The 15,536-nt window shown below is 43.5% G+C and carries 16 protein-coding genes and 1 tRNA gene; 3 read left to right on the top strand and 14 right to left on the bottom strand.

Annotated features, from left to right (window positions below):
* Positions 1–341 precede the first annotated feature (341 nt).
* The 13 genes from HVMH_RS02675 to HVMH_RS02615 form a co-directional block, all read right to left on the bottom strand.
* Positions 342–432, bottom strand: a tRNA-Ser gene (locus tag HVMH_RS02675).
* 79 nt (positions 433–511) lie between these two features.
* Positions 512–1,105, bottom strand: coding sequence for an outer membrane beta-barrel protein (locus HVMH_RS02670; RefSeq protein ID WP_029907630.1), 594 nt, complete (start codon positions 1,103–1,105; stop codon positions 512–514).
* 6 nt (positions 1,106–1,111) lie between these two features.
* Complete coding sequence (locus HVMH_RS02665; protein WP_029907627.1) at positions 1,112–2,551, bottom strand: hypothetical protein; 1,440 nt, start codon at positions 2,549–2,551, stop codon at positions 1,112–1,114.
* A gap of 14 nt (positions 2,552–2,565) precedes the next feature.
* Positions 2,566–3,189 (bottom strand): tetratricopeptide repeat protein, encoded by a 624-nt coding sequence (locus HVMH_RS02660; RefSeq protein WP_029907625.1) that lies wholly within the window; start codon positions 3,187–3,189, stop codon positions 2,566–2,568.
* Positions 3,189–4,079 carry a type II secretion system F family protein gene (locus HVMH_RS02655; protein WP_232087792.1) on the bottom strand — a complete coding sequence of 297 codons (891 nt, stop codon included), beginning with the start codon at positions 4,077–4,079 and terminating at the stop codon, positions 3,189–3,191. The genes HVMH_RS02660 and HVMH_RS02655 overlap by 1 nt, the downstream gene beginning before the upstream one ends.
* Positions 4,079–5,020, bottom strand: a complete 942-nt coding sequence (locus tag HVMH_RS02650; protein WP_029907623.1) for a type II secretion system F family protein — start codon at positions 5,018–5,020, stop codon at positions 4,079–4,081. The genes HVMH_RS02655 and HVMH_RS02650 overlap by 1 nt, the downstream gene beginning before the upstream one ends.
* A 19-nt stretch (positions 5,021–5,039) precedes the next feature.
* Positions 5,040–6,443: a CpaF family protein gene (locus tag HVMH_RS02645; protein ID WP_029907622.1), complete on the bottom strand. Its 1,404-nt coding sequence runs from the start codon at positions 6,441–6,443 to the stop codon at positions 5,040–5,042.
* A 15-nt stretch (positions 6,444–6,458) separates the two neighbouring features.
* Positions 6,459–7,724, bottom strand: coding sequence for an AAA family ATPase (locus tag HVMH_RS02640; RefSeq protein ID WP_029907621.1), 1,266 nt, complete (start codon positions 7,722–7,724; stop codon positions 6,459–6,461).
* The gene (locus HVMH_RS02635; protein WP_029907620.1) at positions 7,721–9,280 is read right to left on the bottom strand and encodes a type II and III secretion system protein family protein; all 1,560 of its coding nucleotides are present in this window, start codon (positions 9,278–9,280) and stop codon (positions 7,721–7,723) included. The genes HVMH_RS02640 and HVMH_RS02635 overlap by 4 nt, the downstream gene beginning before the upstream one ends.
* The gene (cpaB, locus tag HVMH_RS02630; protein ID WP_029907619.1) at positions 9,277–10,164 is read right to left on the bottom strand and encodes a Flp pilus assembly protein CpaB; all 888 of its coding nucleotides are present in this window, start codon (positions 10,162–10,164) and stop codon (positions 9,277–9,279) included. The genes HVMH_RS02635 and cpaB overlap by 4 nt, the downstream gene beginning before the upstream one ends.
* A gap of 37 nt (positions 10,165–10,201) precedes the next feature.
* Complete coding sequence (locus HVMH_RS02625) at positions 10,202–10,684, bottom strand: hypothetical protein (protein ID WP_029907617.1); 483 nt, start codon at positions 10,682–10,684, stop codon at positions 10,202–10,204.
* Positions 10,685–10,762: 78 nt separating this feature from the next.
* A complete protein-coding gene (locus HVMH_RS02620; protein WP_029907615.1) occupies positions 10,763–10,978 on the bottom strand; it encodes a hypothetical protein in 216 nt (71 codons plus the stop codon).
* Positions 10,979–11,313: 335 nt separating this feature from the next.
* Positions 11,314–11,808 carry a GlcG/HbpS family heme-binding protein gene (locus HVMH_RS02615; RefSeq protein ID WP_029907613.1) on the bottom strand — a complete coding sequence of 165 codons (495 nt, stop codon included), beginning with the start codon at positions 11,806–11,808 and terminating at the stop codon, positions 11,314–11,316.
* Positions 11,809–11,996: 188 nt separating this feature from the next.
* Here HVMH_RS02615 and HVMH_RS02610 point away from each other — a divergent pair, with 188 nt between their 5' ends.
* From HVMH_RS02610 to mvaD, 3 genes are read left to right on the top strand one after another with little or no spacing between them, the layout of a single operon-like run.
* Positions 11,997–13,034, top strand: a complete 1,038-nt coding sequence (locus HVMH_RS02610) for a mevalonate kinase family protein (protein WP_029907610.1) — start codon at positions 11,997–11,999, stop codon at positions 13,032–13,034.
* Positions 13,021–13,968 carry a mevalonate kinase family protein gene (locus tag HVMH_RS02605; RefSeq protein ID WP_051623161.1) on the top strand — a complete coding sequence of 316 codons (948 nt, stop codon included), beginning with the start codon at positions 13,021–13,023 and terminating at the stop codon, positions 13,966–13,968. The genes HVMH_RS02610 and HVMH_RS02605 overlap by 14 nt, the downstream gene beginning before the upstream one ends.
* Positions 13,969–14,003: 35 nt before the next feature.
* Positions 14,004–14,996, top strand: a complete 993-nt coding sequence (gene mvaD, locus HVMH_RS02600) for a diphosphomevalonate decarboxylase (RefSeq protein WP_029907606.1) — start codon at positions 14,004–14,006, stop codon at positions 14,994–14,996.
* Between the two features lie 113 nt (positions 14,997–15,109).
* On the opposite strand, the gene HVMH_RS02595 is transcribed toward mvaD, so the two are convergent.
* The gene (locus tag HVMH_RS02595; RefSeq protein ID WP_029907604.1) at positions 15,110–15,535 is read right to left on the bottom strand and encodes a ClpXP protease specificity-enhancing factor; all 426 of its coding nucleotides are present in this window, start codon (positions 15,533–15,535) and stop codon (positions 15,110–15,112) included.
* Position 15,536 lies beyond the last annotated feature (1 nt).

The following is a 15,536-nucleotide window of genomic DNA, read 5'->3' as shown; positions in this document are numbered from 1 at the left end:
TTAATTTTTTGATTTAGAGCTTTCTCTTGCTCTGATACAGGATCTTCCGCGTTCCACTTGTAGCAAGGCTAAAGGAAGAGTAGGCAGATCGAATAGAAATTAACAACTTCAGTTGGTTCGAATGCACACTAGGGATTCGAACCAATAAACAAAAAACTGACAAAAACGGGACCTAAAAAAGAAAATAACTTATTGTTTTATAAAAATATTTTAAATTTATTTTTTTGTGTAATACAAAGAGAAACCGTTTTAACAAAAAAGTTCCGAAAATGACTAGAAAACGCCAAAAAATAGCGGCGAAAACCAATGTAACCTGTTGATTTTAAATGGTTTTTTAGTGATGGCGGATAGCGGGGGATTCGAACCCCCGAAGGGCTATTAACCCTTACACACTTTCCAGGCGTGCGCCTTCAACCGCTCAGCCAGCTATCCGTATAGAGATGTGTCTCGAAAGAAGTGCGCATTATAATGGTTTCTAGTCAAAATAGAAACCATCAAGCCGCACAGAAACCTAAAAATGATATTGAAGCGTCAGGTTTGCCGCGGACCAAGTGTTATCAGTCGTGTCCGTCTTAAGAAATGTATTACGTTGGTAGGACTGATAATCCGCATTAATGGAAAACTTTCGGGTGATGTGCAAACCTAAACCTGCACCTAGAACCAGCCCTGTTTTATATTCATTAGCAATGACACTACCGACTTTTTTCTCATAGTCCATGTAATTCAAACCTGTATCCAGACTGAACTCCAATAATCTAACCGGTTGCCATTTAAACTTAAGCAAACCCGCAATATTGTAATTTTGTCTAACGGAAACCGACGGCTGGCCTGAGGTTTTAGAGTCGACTTTCTGATAACCTGTTGCCGTTGACGCATGAAATTCCAAATCCAGCCAGGGTTTATAGTTGTGACCGAATAGCACACTAATACCATCTGCTTCTGCTGATTTATAGCCGTCTAATCCAATATATGGATGGTTGTACCCCACTCCTATATAGCCATGATAAGATTCAATACCGTAACCTGATACCACAGGATCTCCTGCCCAAACGACGGGGCTGACACATAACCCAACTGCCAAAACAATTTTTTTCATCATATTCATCCTAAATCACACCTTTTTCCAACCGCTCCAGATGAACGACCCGTACCAACGCATTTGAGAAGTCGCACAACTGAGATTCTGATAGCTGGTTTTCCAATCAATAAACGGCCATGTCCATGACATCAGCATCCATTCAAAGAAACTAATTCTCGTGGCCTTGTAGCGATTAAAGTCCACGCAGCTTTGTTGCATATAGCGATAAACACTTTCATGAACGGGGATAATACCAAAAATAGTTCCCCAGTTATCCCCTACCTTGTCGTAGTAACTCAGGCAACGTTGCACCGCAGCATCAGTTGAAGATTTGGCGGCGTTCTTCACGTCATCCTGTAGAGAAGAAATGTTAGGTGAGTTGCTTTGGTCGGTACCACGAATACAAGTCCCCACTTGCCCAACATAATAGTAACCATTGGCTTGGACGGTTTTATTGTCGGCAATCCATGCGTCGTTAAACGTGTCATAGTTACCCTTAGGACCGCGCACATCTCTTAACTTCAAGTTCTCCATTCCCGGGCTGAAAATACTTGTGCTCGGCTTCTGCGCAGGTAAAGTTGTTTCCATTTGTACCCATGTGTCTTTAAAAAAGTCATAGTAATAATTGGGAAACGGATTTTCACCATTCTTCACCTGAACAGGATGCTGTTTATTAACCGCCAGCCACAAGTCTTTTTGATCATCATTCACGAGCTTTCGGATAACACCCGATTCATCCTTAGATGACATTTTTCCAATGAACTGTACTGGAACGGACATAGACTGGTATTTCCCAACCGAACCGGAATTGGTACTAGGCATATAGCCGAACATGCAATAATCCTTTCTTGTATCACTGCTTGGTGAACCTATGGCCTGTTTTAAATCCAGAGGATAACTGGAAGTATCAATACTGGAGGCAAGGCATGCGTTGTATCGGCTTTGACAAAAGCAAGATGCCATATTACCGTCATCTTGCGCAGCTTCCGGCAAGCCATAAATGGATTTACCTTGCGGCACAAACCCATAGGTGGACGGTCCGACTAATTGAAGCGCCACCGCACTAAAATCGGGTGGATTTTGCCCATCAGCAAGCCCGGCTTTAGGATTTTGGGCTAAAGCCCCATTCGGGTCACCGCCAAGCGGTTCAAACACGCCATTTTTGACATTTCCGAAGGTTAAATTTACTTGTACGGAGCCTGATTTAGACACACGATTCAATGCATTCTGAAGTGTTTCTTTTGCCGCTTCGGGGGATATGCCTTGTTTAATCATATCTGCACTAAGTGCCAACTCAGACCTCAAAGCAACAGGAGCCATTGACTCCGCATAATTATCCAAATGCCGGTCAAGAATTTTGGCATTAGCCAGCTGCATAACGCCAACTAAAGTAGTGATTCCAGCTAAAATGCCCAGAGCACCTAATAAACTGATAGAACCTCTTTGTGCGTATCTTCGTTGACGAGCATGCATTCCTTTCTCCATTTTTAATCAGCTTCGACTGTTTGGATGAGTTTCAAATTGTTGCGGGCCTTTTCATTGAGAGGATCTTTTTGAATTGCCCGTTCAAAATAGCCTCGGGCTTTCTTATAGTGTTTTTGCAGTAGTGAACTAAATCCTAGATTGTTCAAGGCAATGACCTCCATAGTGGTTGAGTCGGCATTGTATAACCACTTTTGGTAGGTTTTGTCCGCTTCCACATAGTGATTGGTCATCAAGGCATATCGAGCAAACTTCTCTTCATCCTTTTGTGTAACACCGGATTGCTTCAATGCTTGCTGGCTAGAGACAAATGCCATGTCATAGTTTTTTTTCGCTTCGTAATAACGTGTGTATAAGCGATAAACACGAATATCGTCAGATTTGTACTTTTTCAATTTTCCCAATAAGCGATCTGCTTGATCAAATTGCTTGTTGCGAATCTCAAGCGCAACCAAATCCAAACCAAACTTGTATTCGTCATCTTCCGTCAAATTGCTGGCAAGCGGTTCAACCTGATCAATGGGTACTTCAGAAGGCTTGTTTTTAGTTGGCATTGCCGGTGATGAAGTACACCCTGCTAACCAAACTGCACTCAAAACCAAAACGATATACCGCAAACTCTTTACCATTACCAATGTCTCCCCAACATCACCATTTTTTCGCCCAACATCAAAATGAAATAAGGCAACATCAAAAACGGCAAAATAACGATTGCCATCTTGGCCGAAGTTTTCGCCGCCTTTTCTTCAATCTTGCTTTCTCTGTGCTGATACAGTCGTCTTGAAAATTCGTTGATTGCCGAACCGATAGGCGTCCCCAGCTTTTCGTTTTGCGCCAAAACCTGAATCAACTCCTTGATTTCATCGGCCGGATTACGCTCTGCAAACTGCTTAAGCGCATCTTGTCTAGGAACACCAATCTGTATTTGATCCAACAGGTAGTGAAACTCATAACAAATTTCTGGGTACATTTCCTTGAGCTCGTCGGAAACCCGTTTAAACGCAACCAAGTAACTCAATCCGGCACTCATACAAATATTTGCCATATCCAAAAAATCAGGCAGAGCATCTTTAATGCGATTCAGGCGCATTTTGGCCATTTCAATTAGCACCCTTTCAGGCAATAAAAGACTCACAACTGGAAATAAAACTGCGACTTGAACACGGATACTGAACCATGTCCACAACCCCAAACAAACCAAGGATACAAACAGCACCACACAAAACTTTATAAAGAAATAGGCGCCTAAGTGCCTATCCTCTCTAAAGCCGGCCTTCACTAGCAATTCACGAGTCTTTTCTATTTCTTTCTTGCTATTGCCGCCAAGCACTCGACCGAAAGTGCACCACCAACACACCTGATCTTTTTGCTTATCTTCAGAATAATGATTGATAAGACCTACACGTGATTTCAGGCGCTCGACCTGTAGTTGACGTGTCTGAGTCAATGACAAACGTTTACCCAATAGAAACACGGATAAGAAAGTTAAAACAGCTACGGATAACAATAGTGCCCACATCAGAATCGAATCCTTAACATTTTTTTCAATAGAATCGTACCCGTGCCAATTAGGATTAGAGAGACATACAACATTTTTTGTCCCAACGGATCAGACAAGAAAAACTGCATTGATTTCGGGTCGAACAGATATTTGTACGCCAAATAAAGCAATGGTGCAGACCCGATAAATATCGCGGTAAAACGCGATTCTGCCGTCATAGTTCGTAGCTTTGCCTGAAAGACTTCACGACGTCTCATCAGTCTTGAAAGTTCACTGAGAATTGCAGCCAATTGCCCACCAGTTTCACGTTGAATGATAAGCGTGACAACAAAAAACTGAGCTTCTTGAAGCTCAACTCTAGACTGGAATTCACGCAGAATCTCTCTCATATTAATCCCCAAGGCGAGTTGGCGAGTAACCTCTTTCATTTCTTGCCCTAATGGCTGAGGGAACTCATTGGCAATCATGTTCAGACCACCATCAATGCCATATCCTGAATGCAATGCACGAACTAATGCATCCAACATTTCAGGAAACTGCTTTCTCATTTTTTCCTGGCGCTTCTGTTTTCTGATGATTACGTAAGCGATTGGGAACAATGGTAGCAACGCTGTAATGACAAACAATTTCGAATCCATGCTGTGTAAACGCGTCACAATTAGATAGCTGCTCGCCATCAACAAAAACACTTCGGCTGCGACCAGTTGATAAATAGCTATTTGCTCAGTGATACCCGCTTTCTTTAGCCAACTCATTAACCTGAGATAAGTTTTTGAACGATTAATTTCATAAAGGCTTTTTTGAATTTTTTTCTGCTGAGTTTGCTCAATACCAGCCCTTTTCAACAACAACTGAAGACGTTCGTCTTTATGCTGTAACGCCTTCCAGTTCAAGCCGAATGCTAAAATCGCAAACGGAATCGTAATAGCCACAACCAAAAGTAAAAAACCAATATCCATAGCTTCCAAATGACCTTCTCTAAATCACTTCTTTGCTGAAGTTGAATAGGGTTTCTGGCATGGTGATACCGGCCGACTCACACTTCTTGCCACAGGATGGTCGTAAACCTGTTGCCCTGAATATGCCGTACATGCGTTCGTTGATGGGATCAATTTTATTTTCGAAAACATAAACTTCTTGCAATACAACATTCTCGTCTTCGACACCGACTACTTCAGTAATGGATTCCACTCTACGCTTACCATCTCGTCCACGATTCACGTAGATAATCAAATCGATGGCACTGGCAATTTGTTTACGAATGGATGATGGCGGAATCTCAACACCGCTTAGGTTAATCATCAACTCCAAACGTGCAATACAATCTCTGGGGCTGTTTGCATGCAGCGTCGCCAATGAACCGTCATGCCCAGTGTTCATTGCTTGAAGCATATCCAACACCTCACCACCACGAACCTCGCCCAGAACGATACGATCAGGGCGCATACGAAGTGCATTCTTCAGCAGTTCACGCTGAGAGACTTCACCTTGACCTTCAGCATTTGGCGGACGTGTCTCCAAACGCACCACATGATCTTGCTGCATACGTAATTCAGCACTGTCTTCTATAGTGACGGTTCTTTCATTAACCGGGATCAAACCGGAAAGCATGTTGAGCGTAGTGGTTTTACCCGAGCCAGTTCCGCCGCAAACCAAAATATTCAAACCCGACTTAACGCCATAATCCAAGAACTGGAACATCTCTTCAGTCATCGTTCCAAAGGCGATCATGTCCTTAGGGCGTAGGTGCTGTTCTGGAAAGCGTCTGATGGAAACAGAAATACCATCTACAGATAGTGGTGGAATAATAATATTGATACGAGAGCCATCAGGAAGACGGGCATCCACCAATGGTGACGACTCATCAACACGGCGACCGGTGCTGTAAAGCATACGATCAACTTTGTTGCGAAGGTGCTCTTCACTGATAAAAGACACATCCGTCAACTCAAGCTTTCCACGGCGTTCGACATAAATTTTGTTATAACCGTTAATGAGGATATCCGACACTGTTTGGTCTGCCATCAAAGGTTCAATTGGTCCCAATCCGTAGATTTCATCCAAAAGCTCCAAACCAAGTTGACGCACCTCAAGCTCGGTCAGAGGGTAGCCCATCTCCGCAGCAACTTCACGAACCAGCTCTTCTAACCTTGGGCGTAGCTCATTGCGGGTTTCTTTGCTGTCGGCTTCATAGAACGCATTGTCCTCAGCCGCCATTTTCTGGCAACGCTCTTTAATTTGTAAAAAAGAGTTGTTCTGCGCCTTGCGCTTCCCGACTGGCTCTCTTTCAGTTTCCGCTACCCTTTTTTCTTCAGGTGCAGGCTTTGCAGCTTCTGTTTGACGCGATATTTCGACTTGACGAAGTCTTTCACGAATTCCCATGAACGTTATCTCCGTCTATGCCGCTTTACTAATGGATTTATTGTTTTTAATGGCAGCTTTCACTCGTTCTAATGCTTGCTTCAATGTCTCCGGTAACTGTTCCCACCAATTTGGGTTGGCCGTTGGCACGACATCATCCTGAACATCCATGGTCACGCTACCGTTATGAAGCATATTGGCGATGCAGTTGAGCTGGCGGTTCACTTTGGATTGAGGGTTAAAATCCTTCAGTAAGACACCTTGTTTGAGCGACTCGTTGAAACTGATATAGTCATTTGAAACCCGCGCTATCTTGTCAACTTCCAATGCCTCAATCACTTCTTCCATCATGTCATCTTGGTTTGACGTGTCGCGATTGACAATGAGCTTAAGTGAATCTTTTAAATAGCCCAATCTTTGCGTCAATCGAATCACTGCATTTACTGCTCTCAACGAGGAAAGTGAAGGCTCAGTAATCAGCACGATATTGTCGGATTCATCCAAACAACTCAGAGTCAAATCCGATAAATCTGATGAACAATCAATGATGACATGATCAAAATACTTTCTTAGAGACTGGACGATGGTTTTGATCATGTCTGAATTAAGGTTATCCAACTCACCAATGTCAGAAGGAAGAGGCAACAGGTACAAACCCGAAGACGCATGTTGAGATAAGGACTTATAAATCAGGTTTTCGTCGAAACGGTTCAAGTTGTAAATAAAATCGGTAATCGTATAGAGTCGATCACTTTCCATATTTAGATAGAGTGCTGTGTCTCCCAAAGGCATGTTCAAGTCGACCAATACCGTACGGTTTTCGGTCATCGTCGAAATTTGCGCTGCCAAATTTGTCGCAATTGCAGTGCATCCTACGCCACCTTTCAAGCTAAACAGCGAGGATACATTCCCGTTTTTACCTTTTCTGCGCCTTTCTTGCATATGCAGGATAGAGAGAATATGGAAAATCTCATTCGGACACTCAATGAATCCTTGTACCCCTTGATGGTTGGCCTCGATAATGAAATCCGCATCCTTTTTCTTCAAAAGTACATAAAGCGGAACGCCTTTTGACAAAGTTAAAATTTGACCGATTTTTTCCAAGACCCACTTAGGTTCACCATCATATTCAATCAATACCAAATCAATCGAGTCCGGCCAAACATGAGGCACCTCATCCATTCTTTCCATCTGAAACTTCGACATGATGGACACGCGAACCGCTTCTTCGAGATCCTCATCCTGACCAATAAAGATTGCTTGTTTTAAGGCAATTGATGCCGTAGACAATTGTTGTGTCATTCCACTGTCTCCAATCCGATTTTAACCATACTTTTTGGAAGTGCCGACTGACCTTTTGGCAAGACTTCTGCCACTTTTCCTAAGAAAAACCCATCAAATGAACTGGCCCGTGTAACGTTTTCGCCAGGAAGCTGGACTTTCTTATTTGCACCAATCGGATCAACCAAGGTCGGTGTCACCAAAATCGCCAACTCAGATTTATCCTCTTCATAAGAAGTCGAACGGAACAACGCCCCCAAAACCGGAATATCCCCCAGCAGCGGAACTTTATTGATTTGGCTGCGAAGGTTGTCAGACAACAAGCCTCCGATAACAAAACTTTGCCTAGGGGCCAACGTAATCGTGGTATTGGCTCTACGCGATTTAAACCCCGGCACCACGATATTCAAATAGTTAGCGCCAGAAGATTCATCAATATTGCTCACCTCAGGCTCCACCGTTAATTGAATATTGCCATCTTCGGTAATAATTGGACTGAAGCGTAAACGAATACCATATTCCTTATAGGTGACGGTAATCGTGTTTTGGTTTTGAGCTGTCGGAATCGGAACTTCTCCTCCTACTAGGAAAGAAGCAGTTTTACCCGACTGCACTACCAACTCTGGCTTAGCCAATACACGTGCCAGGTTGTGCCCTTCCAAAATGGATAACACACCAAAGATACTGCCGTGCTGAGGATTGAAACCCAGTTGAAAAGCGTCGGCATGAGGGAAAGCAATACCGGCAGAATTGGATGGCGAGTTATTCAAACTGAAAAGCGCTTGCGCCCCCAAGTTTCCAGGAGGAAAAATACCAAAGCGGTCTTTCTTGTCACGCACCGCAACACCACTTCTGAAAGGATTCCCTTTAGAGACTTCCGCAACTCGAACCGAGAGTTTGACTTGATCCTTACCTGTAACCTTAATCATGTTCACCACACTTAACCCAAGTGATGAAATAACTGCTTGAATACGTTTTTTGCGCGCTTTATGAGGCACATTACCCTTCAACAACACCATATAGTTTCCAGCAATTGGCTTGATGTTAAGCTGGCCGGCTTTTTGTGTTTGCTGCAGAATATCCTTGTTATCTCCTGCTTTTACATGCAAGTTTGCATCATCATCAATCTGATTCCCTAGGTTATCCAACTCACGTCTGACGGAGGAATCTGACTGTATCCAGATATTTTTCAACTCGAACGTTACGGTATGATCTGGGTCAAGCTGAGAAATCAACTCTCTGACTGTTTTGGAAATTTCATCACGGCGTGAAGCATCCGGTGAAATATTCAAAACAATGTTATGCCCTTGACTTGGTGTGCTTTGATACCAGACGATCAGCTCAGTGCGACCGGCTTGTTTACCGCTTACCAATAACTCTTTAGCGTTAAGCACCTTCAATATCGCCAAATCCGGGTTTGCAATCAAAGCGCGTTTAATCGGTGCGTCGAACTTCACAATGATGCTTTCAGTTGCCATTAAGTTATAGGAACCGTTTGGTGCTGCATTGGCAACGCCCAACATAAGAACCCCAAAACTTAACAAAGCGGCTCTCAATAAATTATTCCCTGTTTTCATCGTGTAATTACCTCTTGCACGTCTCCACCCTGCATTACTTCAATCACTTCGCGTTTTGCTTTTGGCTTGAATTTAGGGGGGCGCCCTTTTCCTTTTTCCATGACTTTCAAATTCACACCCTGGGTCTCGACCAAATCAGTATCTGAAGGATTACGTAGCATCAGGTGAATCGCGCCAACATTCATCGCCAAGGCCAACTGCTCCGCTTGTTTGGTGTTGACTTCAACCGCGATCATGGATTGAGCAACCGACTTTTCGTTAGTGGCATCATCAGATGAACTTTCTTTACCGTCCTGCAACTGAATTTTCATTCGATTGACTTGTCCAATTGATAAAACCGGGATATTTTGCAAGATGGTGCGACTGATCATGCGCTTATCATCCGTACTCTGAAAAACACTGATCACATCCACATGATCTCCTGGATTCAAAATCCCCAGCAGACCCGTATCGGCATTAACTGGAATTCTGATGGCGCGCTCGCCTTTATCCAAAAGTGCTTCGACACTTTGCTGTTGTTTGACTTTTTCTGTACCGATCTTCTTATTGATCAACCATTCACCAGCATAAATTTTCTGATAAGCGATATGCCCGACTGCATCTTGTGGGTTGGTAATCACCCCGTTTACCACAACCCCGTCTGTCGGCACACTCAAAACTTTGAGATCATCGACATCGATTTTTTCACCACGGTAAATATCTCGGTTTGCGACCACGACCGAAAAGAGTTTTGGCTTCTCGACAACGGTGACCGTTTTTACTTGAGCATGCTCTTTGGCATCTTCTATGCGGTTCTCAACATACCCATAAACAAACACTACCGCTAGGATTGCGGACAGGGCAGCAGAGCCGTAAATCAACCAATCACTGGTTTTCAGCTTCATAATTCTTTATCCAGAATGCGTTTTGAAACGATCGAAATTAATGGGTTCGACAGTTGAAATTGATTTCGTAGATACTGGTACCGGACACTGACAGATTTTTAAAATAATCCTTAAGCTCAGGAAGAACCAAAGTTTGCAGTGGGTAGCCGGCTTCGACTACATAAAAGCTTTCGCCTGTTTGGCTGGTGACTTCTGTATTGTTAACAGTAATATCAGAAACACCAATAGGAATAGTTGACCCAACAAGAGAGTATTTGGCTTTTAACCAATCATACAATTGCTGTTTCATAATCGACGTAGCCGTACCGCTCGGTTGAACCTTTCCATTAGTGCAGACCAACATCCCTGTTGAAGAAGCGAAAATGCTTTGCGTTCCTTGGTTAGCATCAGCCATGATCTTGTGGTAGAGGTTATTCATGTTTTCGTTCCACACCAAGCTATCACTGGCAAAATTGATTGTTTCCAATATCAGCAAAATCGCTAAAATCATCATGGGCAAAACATAAACTGTTTCCAGCATGACGGCCCCTTTTTGCTTAGCGAGACATTTTGACGCTCTTGCTTTCATAAGCATCTTCAATCTTGAAACAAGCCGACCTTAGCTACCTTTAATGTCTGTCGCGACATTCGTCATTTTGGTTGTCAGGGCATCACCGATAGTGCCTGTTTTTCCATCTTTACCAAAAAACGCAACACCAAGAGCAACTACTGCAGCAGCGACAAGTGCGTATTCAATCATGCCAGCACCTTTTTGTTTTTCTTTCTTTTGTGCCAGTTGTACTTGAACGTTTTTGTATTTTGTTTGATCCAACATAACTCTATCTCCATTGAAAAAATTTCTGTCAGAAGGTTGACGGTCGGTATCTTAACGAAGGGAATTTAGGAGAATCAATTTTTTTGATGAGTTTTTATAAATGATTTTTTTAATAGAAAGATAAAGGTTTTTTCTACGAACTTTTACGAAGAAAAAAATCTGGCTAAGTAATTGATTAAAAAGAATATATTTTTATTTATACCGGTAAAAGAGATAAAAATATTATTAAGTTTTAATATTAGAAAATACTATTGTAAATACAAATTTTGGGCACAAAAAAACCTCATTTGCAAAAAACAAATGAGGTTTTTTCTTAAAATCGAAAACAGAAAAGATTACATCATTTCTAGGTCATCGATGACAGCACCTAGACCCGCAGCTGCACATTTTTCATCATCTTTACCGTCTGGTGCACCGCTTACACCGATTGCACCGTAAAGCTTACCACCCGCTTGGATAGGCACTGAACCAGCCATGAACGCCAGACCTTCACCCAAGTTCACCAAAGGACTTTTCGAACGAGACTCCATTTGAGAACCCTTAACGTTGAACATTACAGAGGTATAAGCTTTCTTGAAACTGATATTCCAAGAAACAGGTGGTGCCATAGTATCGCGCACTTGCGCTTGAGGAATACCATTTCGATCCACAACAGTAACACTCACAGGAATACCCTTTTCACGACAAGCTTCAATAGAAGCCATTGCAATTTTATTGGCAACATCAAGCGTTAGACGACTAATGTTAACAGCCATATCCTGAGCGGCTGAAATTGTCGGCAGTGCACTCAACACGCCCGCAAATAGCAAAGCACTTAATTTAAGTTTCATAATTCACACTCCTTTGGTTTTTTATAGTTTTTTGTTGGGATAATTACCAATATCTAATGTATTGATTTTCCCATCCTAGAATGAAAACGCTTCTATTGAAACTTTGTCGTTTATAATCATTCGTAGAATGAAATTAATTATGCCCTTGAGCCAAGCCTTTTGTAAATGCCTAACAGTATGAAGACAGTATGAAAACGCTATGTAAAGCACCGGCCAAATTGATACTCAGTGGCGAGCATGCTGTCGTAAATGAATGCCCCGCAATCAGCATGGCGATTGACTTACCCATGTTTTGTGAAGTCACCTCAGAAGCCATTGATACTCACCAAGTCCCCTTTGTGGAAATCGAACTGGTTGACTGTCACCAGAAGCATGCTTTTCCTTTTGCTATTTGGCAACAAATGGCGATTGATATCGAAAGCCGTTACCAGCTTTTCGAGTCTGGCGCGATGTCTATCCGAAGTGTATTGAAGCAGCCGGTGGATTTGGTACTGACGACATTGCATCATTTCCACCACCATTTCAAACTGCAATCGATGCATTGGGACATCAAAATTTATGGTCATGGATTGCTAGGTAAAGGATTGGGAAGTTCCGCCGCCGTCATCATCAGCTTGCTTCACAGTTTGTTCAAGCATCACCACAAAGCCATTAATACAGTTGAGATACTGTCTTTGGCGAAAGCCATCGAATCCCGTCAGCATGGGCACTCAAGCGGCATTGATCCCACCACGATTTTCCAAGGCGGTTTGCTGTACTATCTGCAACACAAGCCTTTTCAACCACTGACACCGCATAAGTTCAATGCCTGGTTGATCGATACCGGCACGCCGGAGAGCACTACTGGACAAGTCGTCAACCACGTAAAATCCCGTTTCCCGGCTGAACACCCTATATGGAATCACTTTACCCAGATTACTGAAGACATCCGTAATGCATGGCAGGACCAAGATAGTTTTAGCTTGAAGGAAAGCATTCAAAAAAACCAAACTTTGCTGGAAGAAATTGGCATAGTGCCTGATAAGGTGAAGCACTTTATCAAGGAATTGGAACAGAACCCCGACCAAGTCGCCAAGATGTGTGGCGCCGGAAACCACAAGGGACAAAATGGCGGTGTTCTACTCTGCCTCAGCCCTCTGCCACCGCTGGAGCTTTGTAACCGCTATGGCTATAATTGCATAGCAATCAACTTAAGCCAAAAAGGAAGTCATTGTGAACTGGTCTAGCAGCGCTCCTGCAAACCTTATGCTCATCGGAGAGCACAGTGTCGTTCACGGTTATCCAGCCATTGCCATGTCGGTTTCGCAACGCTTGACACTTGACTGGCAAACACGAGACGACATGCAAATATCGATTGAATCTTCTCTTGGAAACTTCCTGATCCACTTGGATAAATTGCACACCATCCCGGAAGACTCGACATTCAAATGGATTCTTTACCCTATCAAGAATCTGAGACGAGAACTCGACAAAGGCTTTAATATCACAGTCACCAGTGAGTTTAAACACACTCTTGGCTTAGGTAGTTCGGCAGCGGTATTGGCCGCAACGCTGGGAGGATTGCATTTTTATCTGAATAAATCCTACGGCATTATCGAGACTTTCCGCCATGGCTTAAAAGTCATCCACCAAATCCAAGGCAGAGGTTCGGGAACCGATTTAGCAGCTTCTTTAGCAGGTGGTGTCATTTTGTTCGACCCGAAAAAACAGACCATCATACCTGTCGATGCTTCTCTGCCGGCAACACTGGTTTACAGCGGCTACAAAACGCCTACTGCCAAGGTCTTGGACAAAGTGCATCGTGACTGGCTCTACCAACCCGATATTCTTAAAAACCTATATAAAATAATGGGTAAAGTCACCAGCCAGGCTTTTGATGCTCTGCAAAGAAAAGATATGTCCGGCTTTTACCAACTGATCAACACCTACCAAGGTCTGATGGATGCTCTAGGGGTAAACGATGACACCCTTGGTCATATTGTCTATCAGCTCCGAAGCATTCCTGGCGTGCAGGCCAGTAAAATTTCCGGGTCAGGTCTGGGAGATTGCGTATTGGGTCTTGGCATGCAGGTTCGCCACCATGATAGCGCGTTGGCCGAATACCAACATATCGAAATCGAAACCGATTACCAAGGCATGACGGTAGAACAACTTAACTGACAAACAAAACAACTAGTATTTAAATTTCAGACCCTATGAACACACCGCAAGATTTCATTAATCAACTTATCCCCCACAAAACGCCGAAGAAAATCGGGCAAGGCGCTGCAGACGTCAATATCGCGCTCAGCAAATACTGGGGAAAACGCCAAGTTGAGCTCAATCTACCAACCAACAGTAGTCTATCTATTTCGCTGCCTGGCTTGGGGACTCACACCAAAATACAGGCTGATAAAACGCTGCAACATGATTGCGTCTGCCTGAATGGAAAACGCCTTAAACAAGACGACCCGTTTGCCATGCGTTTGTCAAAATTCTTGGATTTTTTCCGCGAGACACCCAATACCTTTTTTGATATCCATACTGAAAACACCGTGCCAACTGCTGCGGGCCTGGCATCCTCAGCATCAGGCTATGCCGCTTTGGTTTTGGCGTTAAATGATTGCTTTGACTGGCAACTGCCCAAAAAGGAATTATCACTACTGGCTCGTCTCGGCAGTGGTAGTGCCAGCCGTTCTATTTATGACGGGTTTGTCATTTGGCATAAAGGGCAAACAGAAAATGGTCTGGACAGTTTTGCCGAACCCATTGATGCGCCTTGGTCAGAGTTTTGTATCGGCTTGCTTGAAATCGACTTGAAAGCAAAAAAAGTCGCTTCTACCACCGGCATGCAACAAACAGTGAACCATTGCGAACTCTACCAAGCTTGGCCAAAAAAAGCCGAGCAGGATGTACAAGCAATCCAACAAGCCATATTACAACAAGACTTTTCTGAACTAGGTGCACTAGCTGAAAACAACGCGCTCAGCATGCATGCCACGATGATTGCGACTTGGCCGCCTATTCTCTATTGGCAACCAGAGTCGGTAGAAGCCATGCACATGGTTTGGGCATTACGGGAATCTGGCGTGGAAGTTTACTTTACGATGGATGCTGGCCCGAACCTGAAACTGATGTTTTTGCAAAAAGACGCCGAACGAATCCAGCAAGCATTTCCTGCATTAAAGCTGATTCGACCTTTCGGTTAAGATTCTATAACTAATTAGATAAGACCCAACCTGGCAGATTTTCTCGGCTTACCCCTTCGGGCGCCGAGTTCTTCGTTTGCACAAAATCTGCCAGTTTGGTTTCAAAACTGAAATTATTTGACGATTGTCAGATGAGGTTTTTTCGAAGCCTTTTTAGGCTTGTCTACAGCATTCGATTCGGTCATTTCTGACACATCTTCCACTGCATTGTCTTCTGTTTCCTCTGGGTAAGCTTCAGGAGGGAAAGGCATTCCCTGGCCGTTCTCACGAGCAAAAATCGCCAGAACCGCATCAGGGGAAAAGAAAATTTGCTGTTCCACGCCCTGAAAGCGGGCTTTGAAACGGAACAAATGGTTATCCATTTGCAGCTCACGCACCGCATCAGGATGAATGTTCAATACAATCATACCTTCTTGAACATACTGTTGCGGTACCACTACCCCAGGATAATTCACGTCCACTTGAACATGCGGTGTCCAGTGATTATCAACAATCCACTGAAACATCGCGCGAATTAAATATGGGCGGTTAGAAATCATC

This window comes from Hydrogenovibrio marinus (assembly GCF_013340845.1).
Taxonomy (GTDB): domain Bacteria; phylum Pseudomonadota; class Gammaproteobacteria; order Thiomicrospirales; family Thiomicrospiraceae; genus Hydrogenovibrio; species Hydrogenovibrio marinus.
Note: the sequence above shows the minus strand (reverse complement) of the source record. Positions and strands in the feature narration are given on the sequence as shown.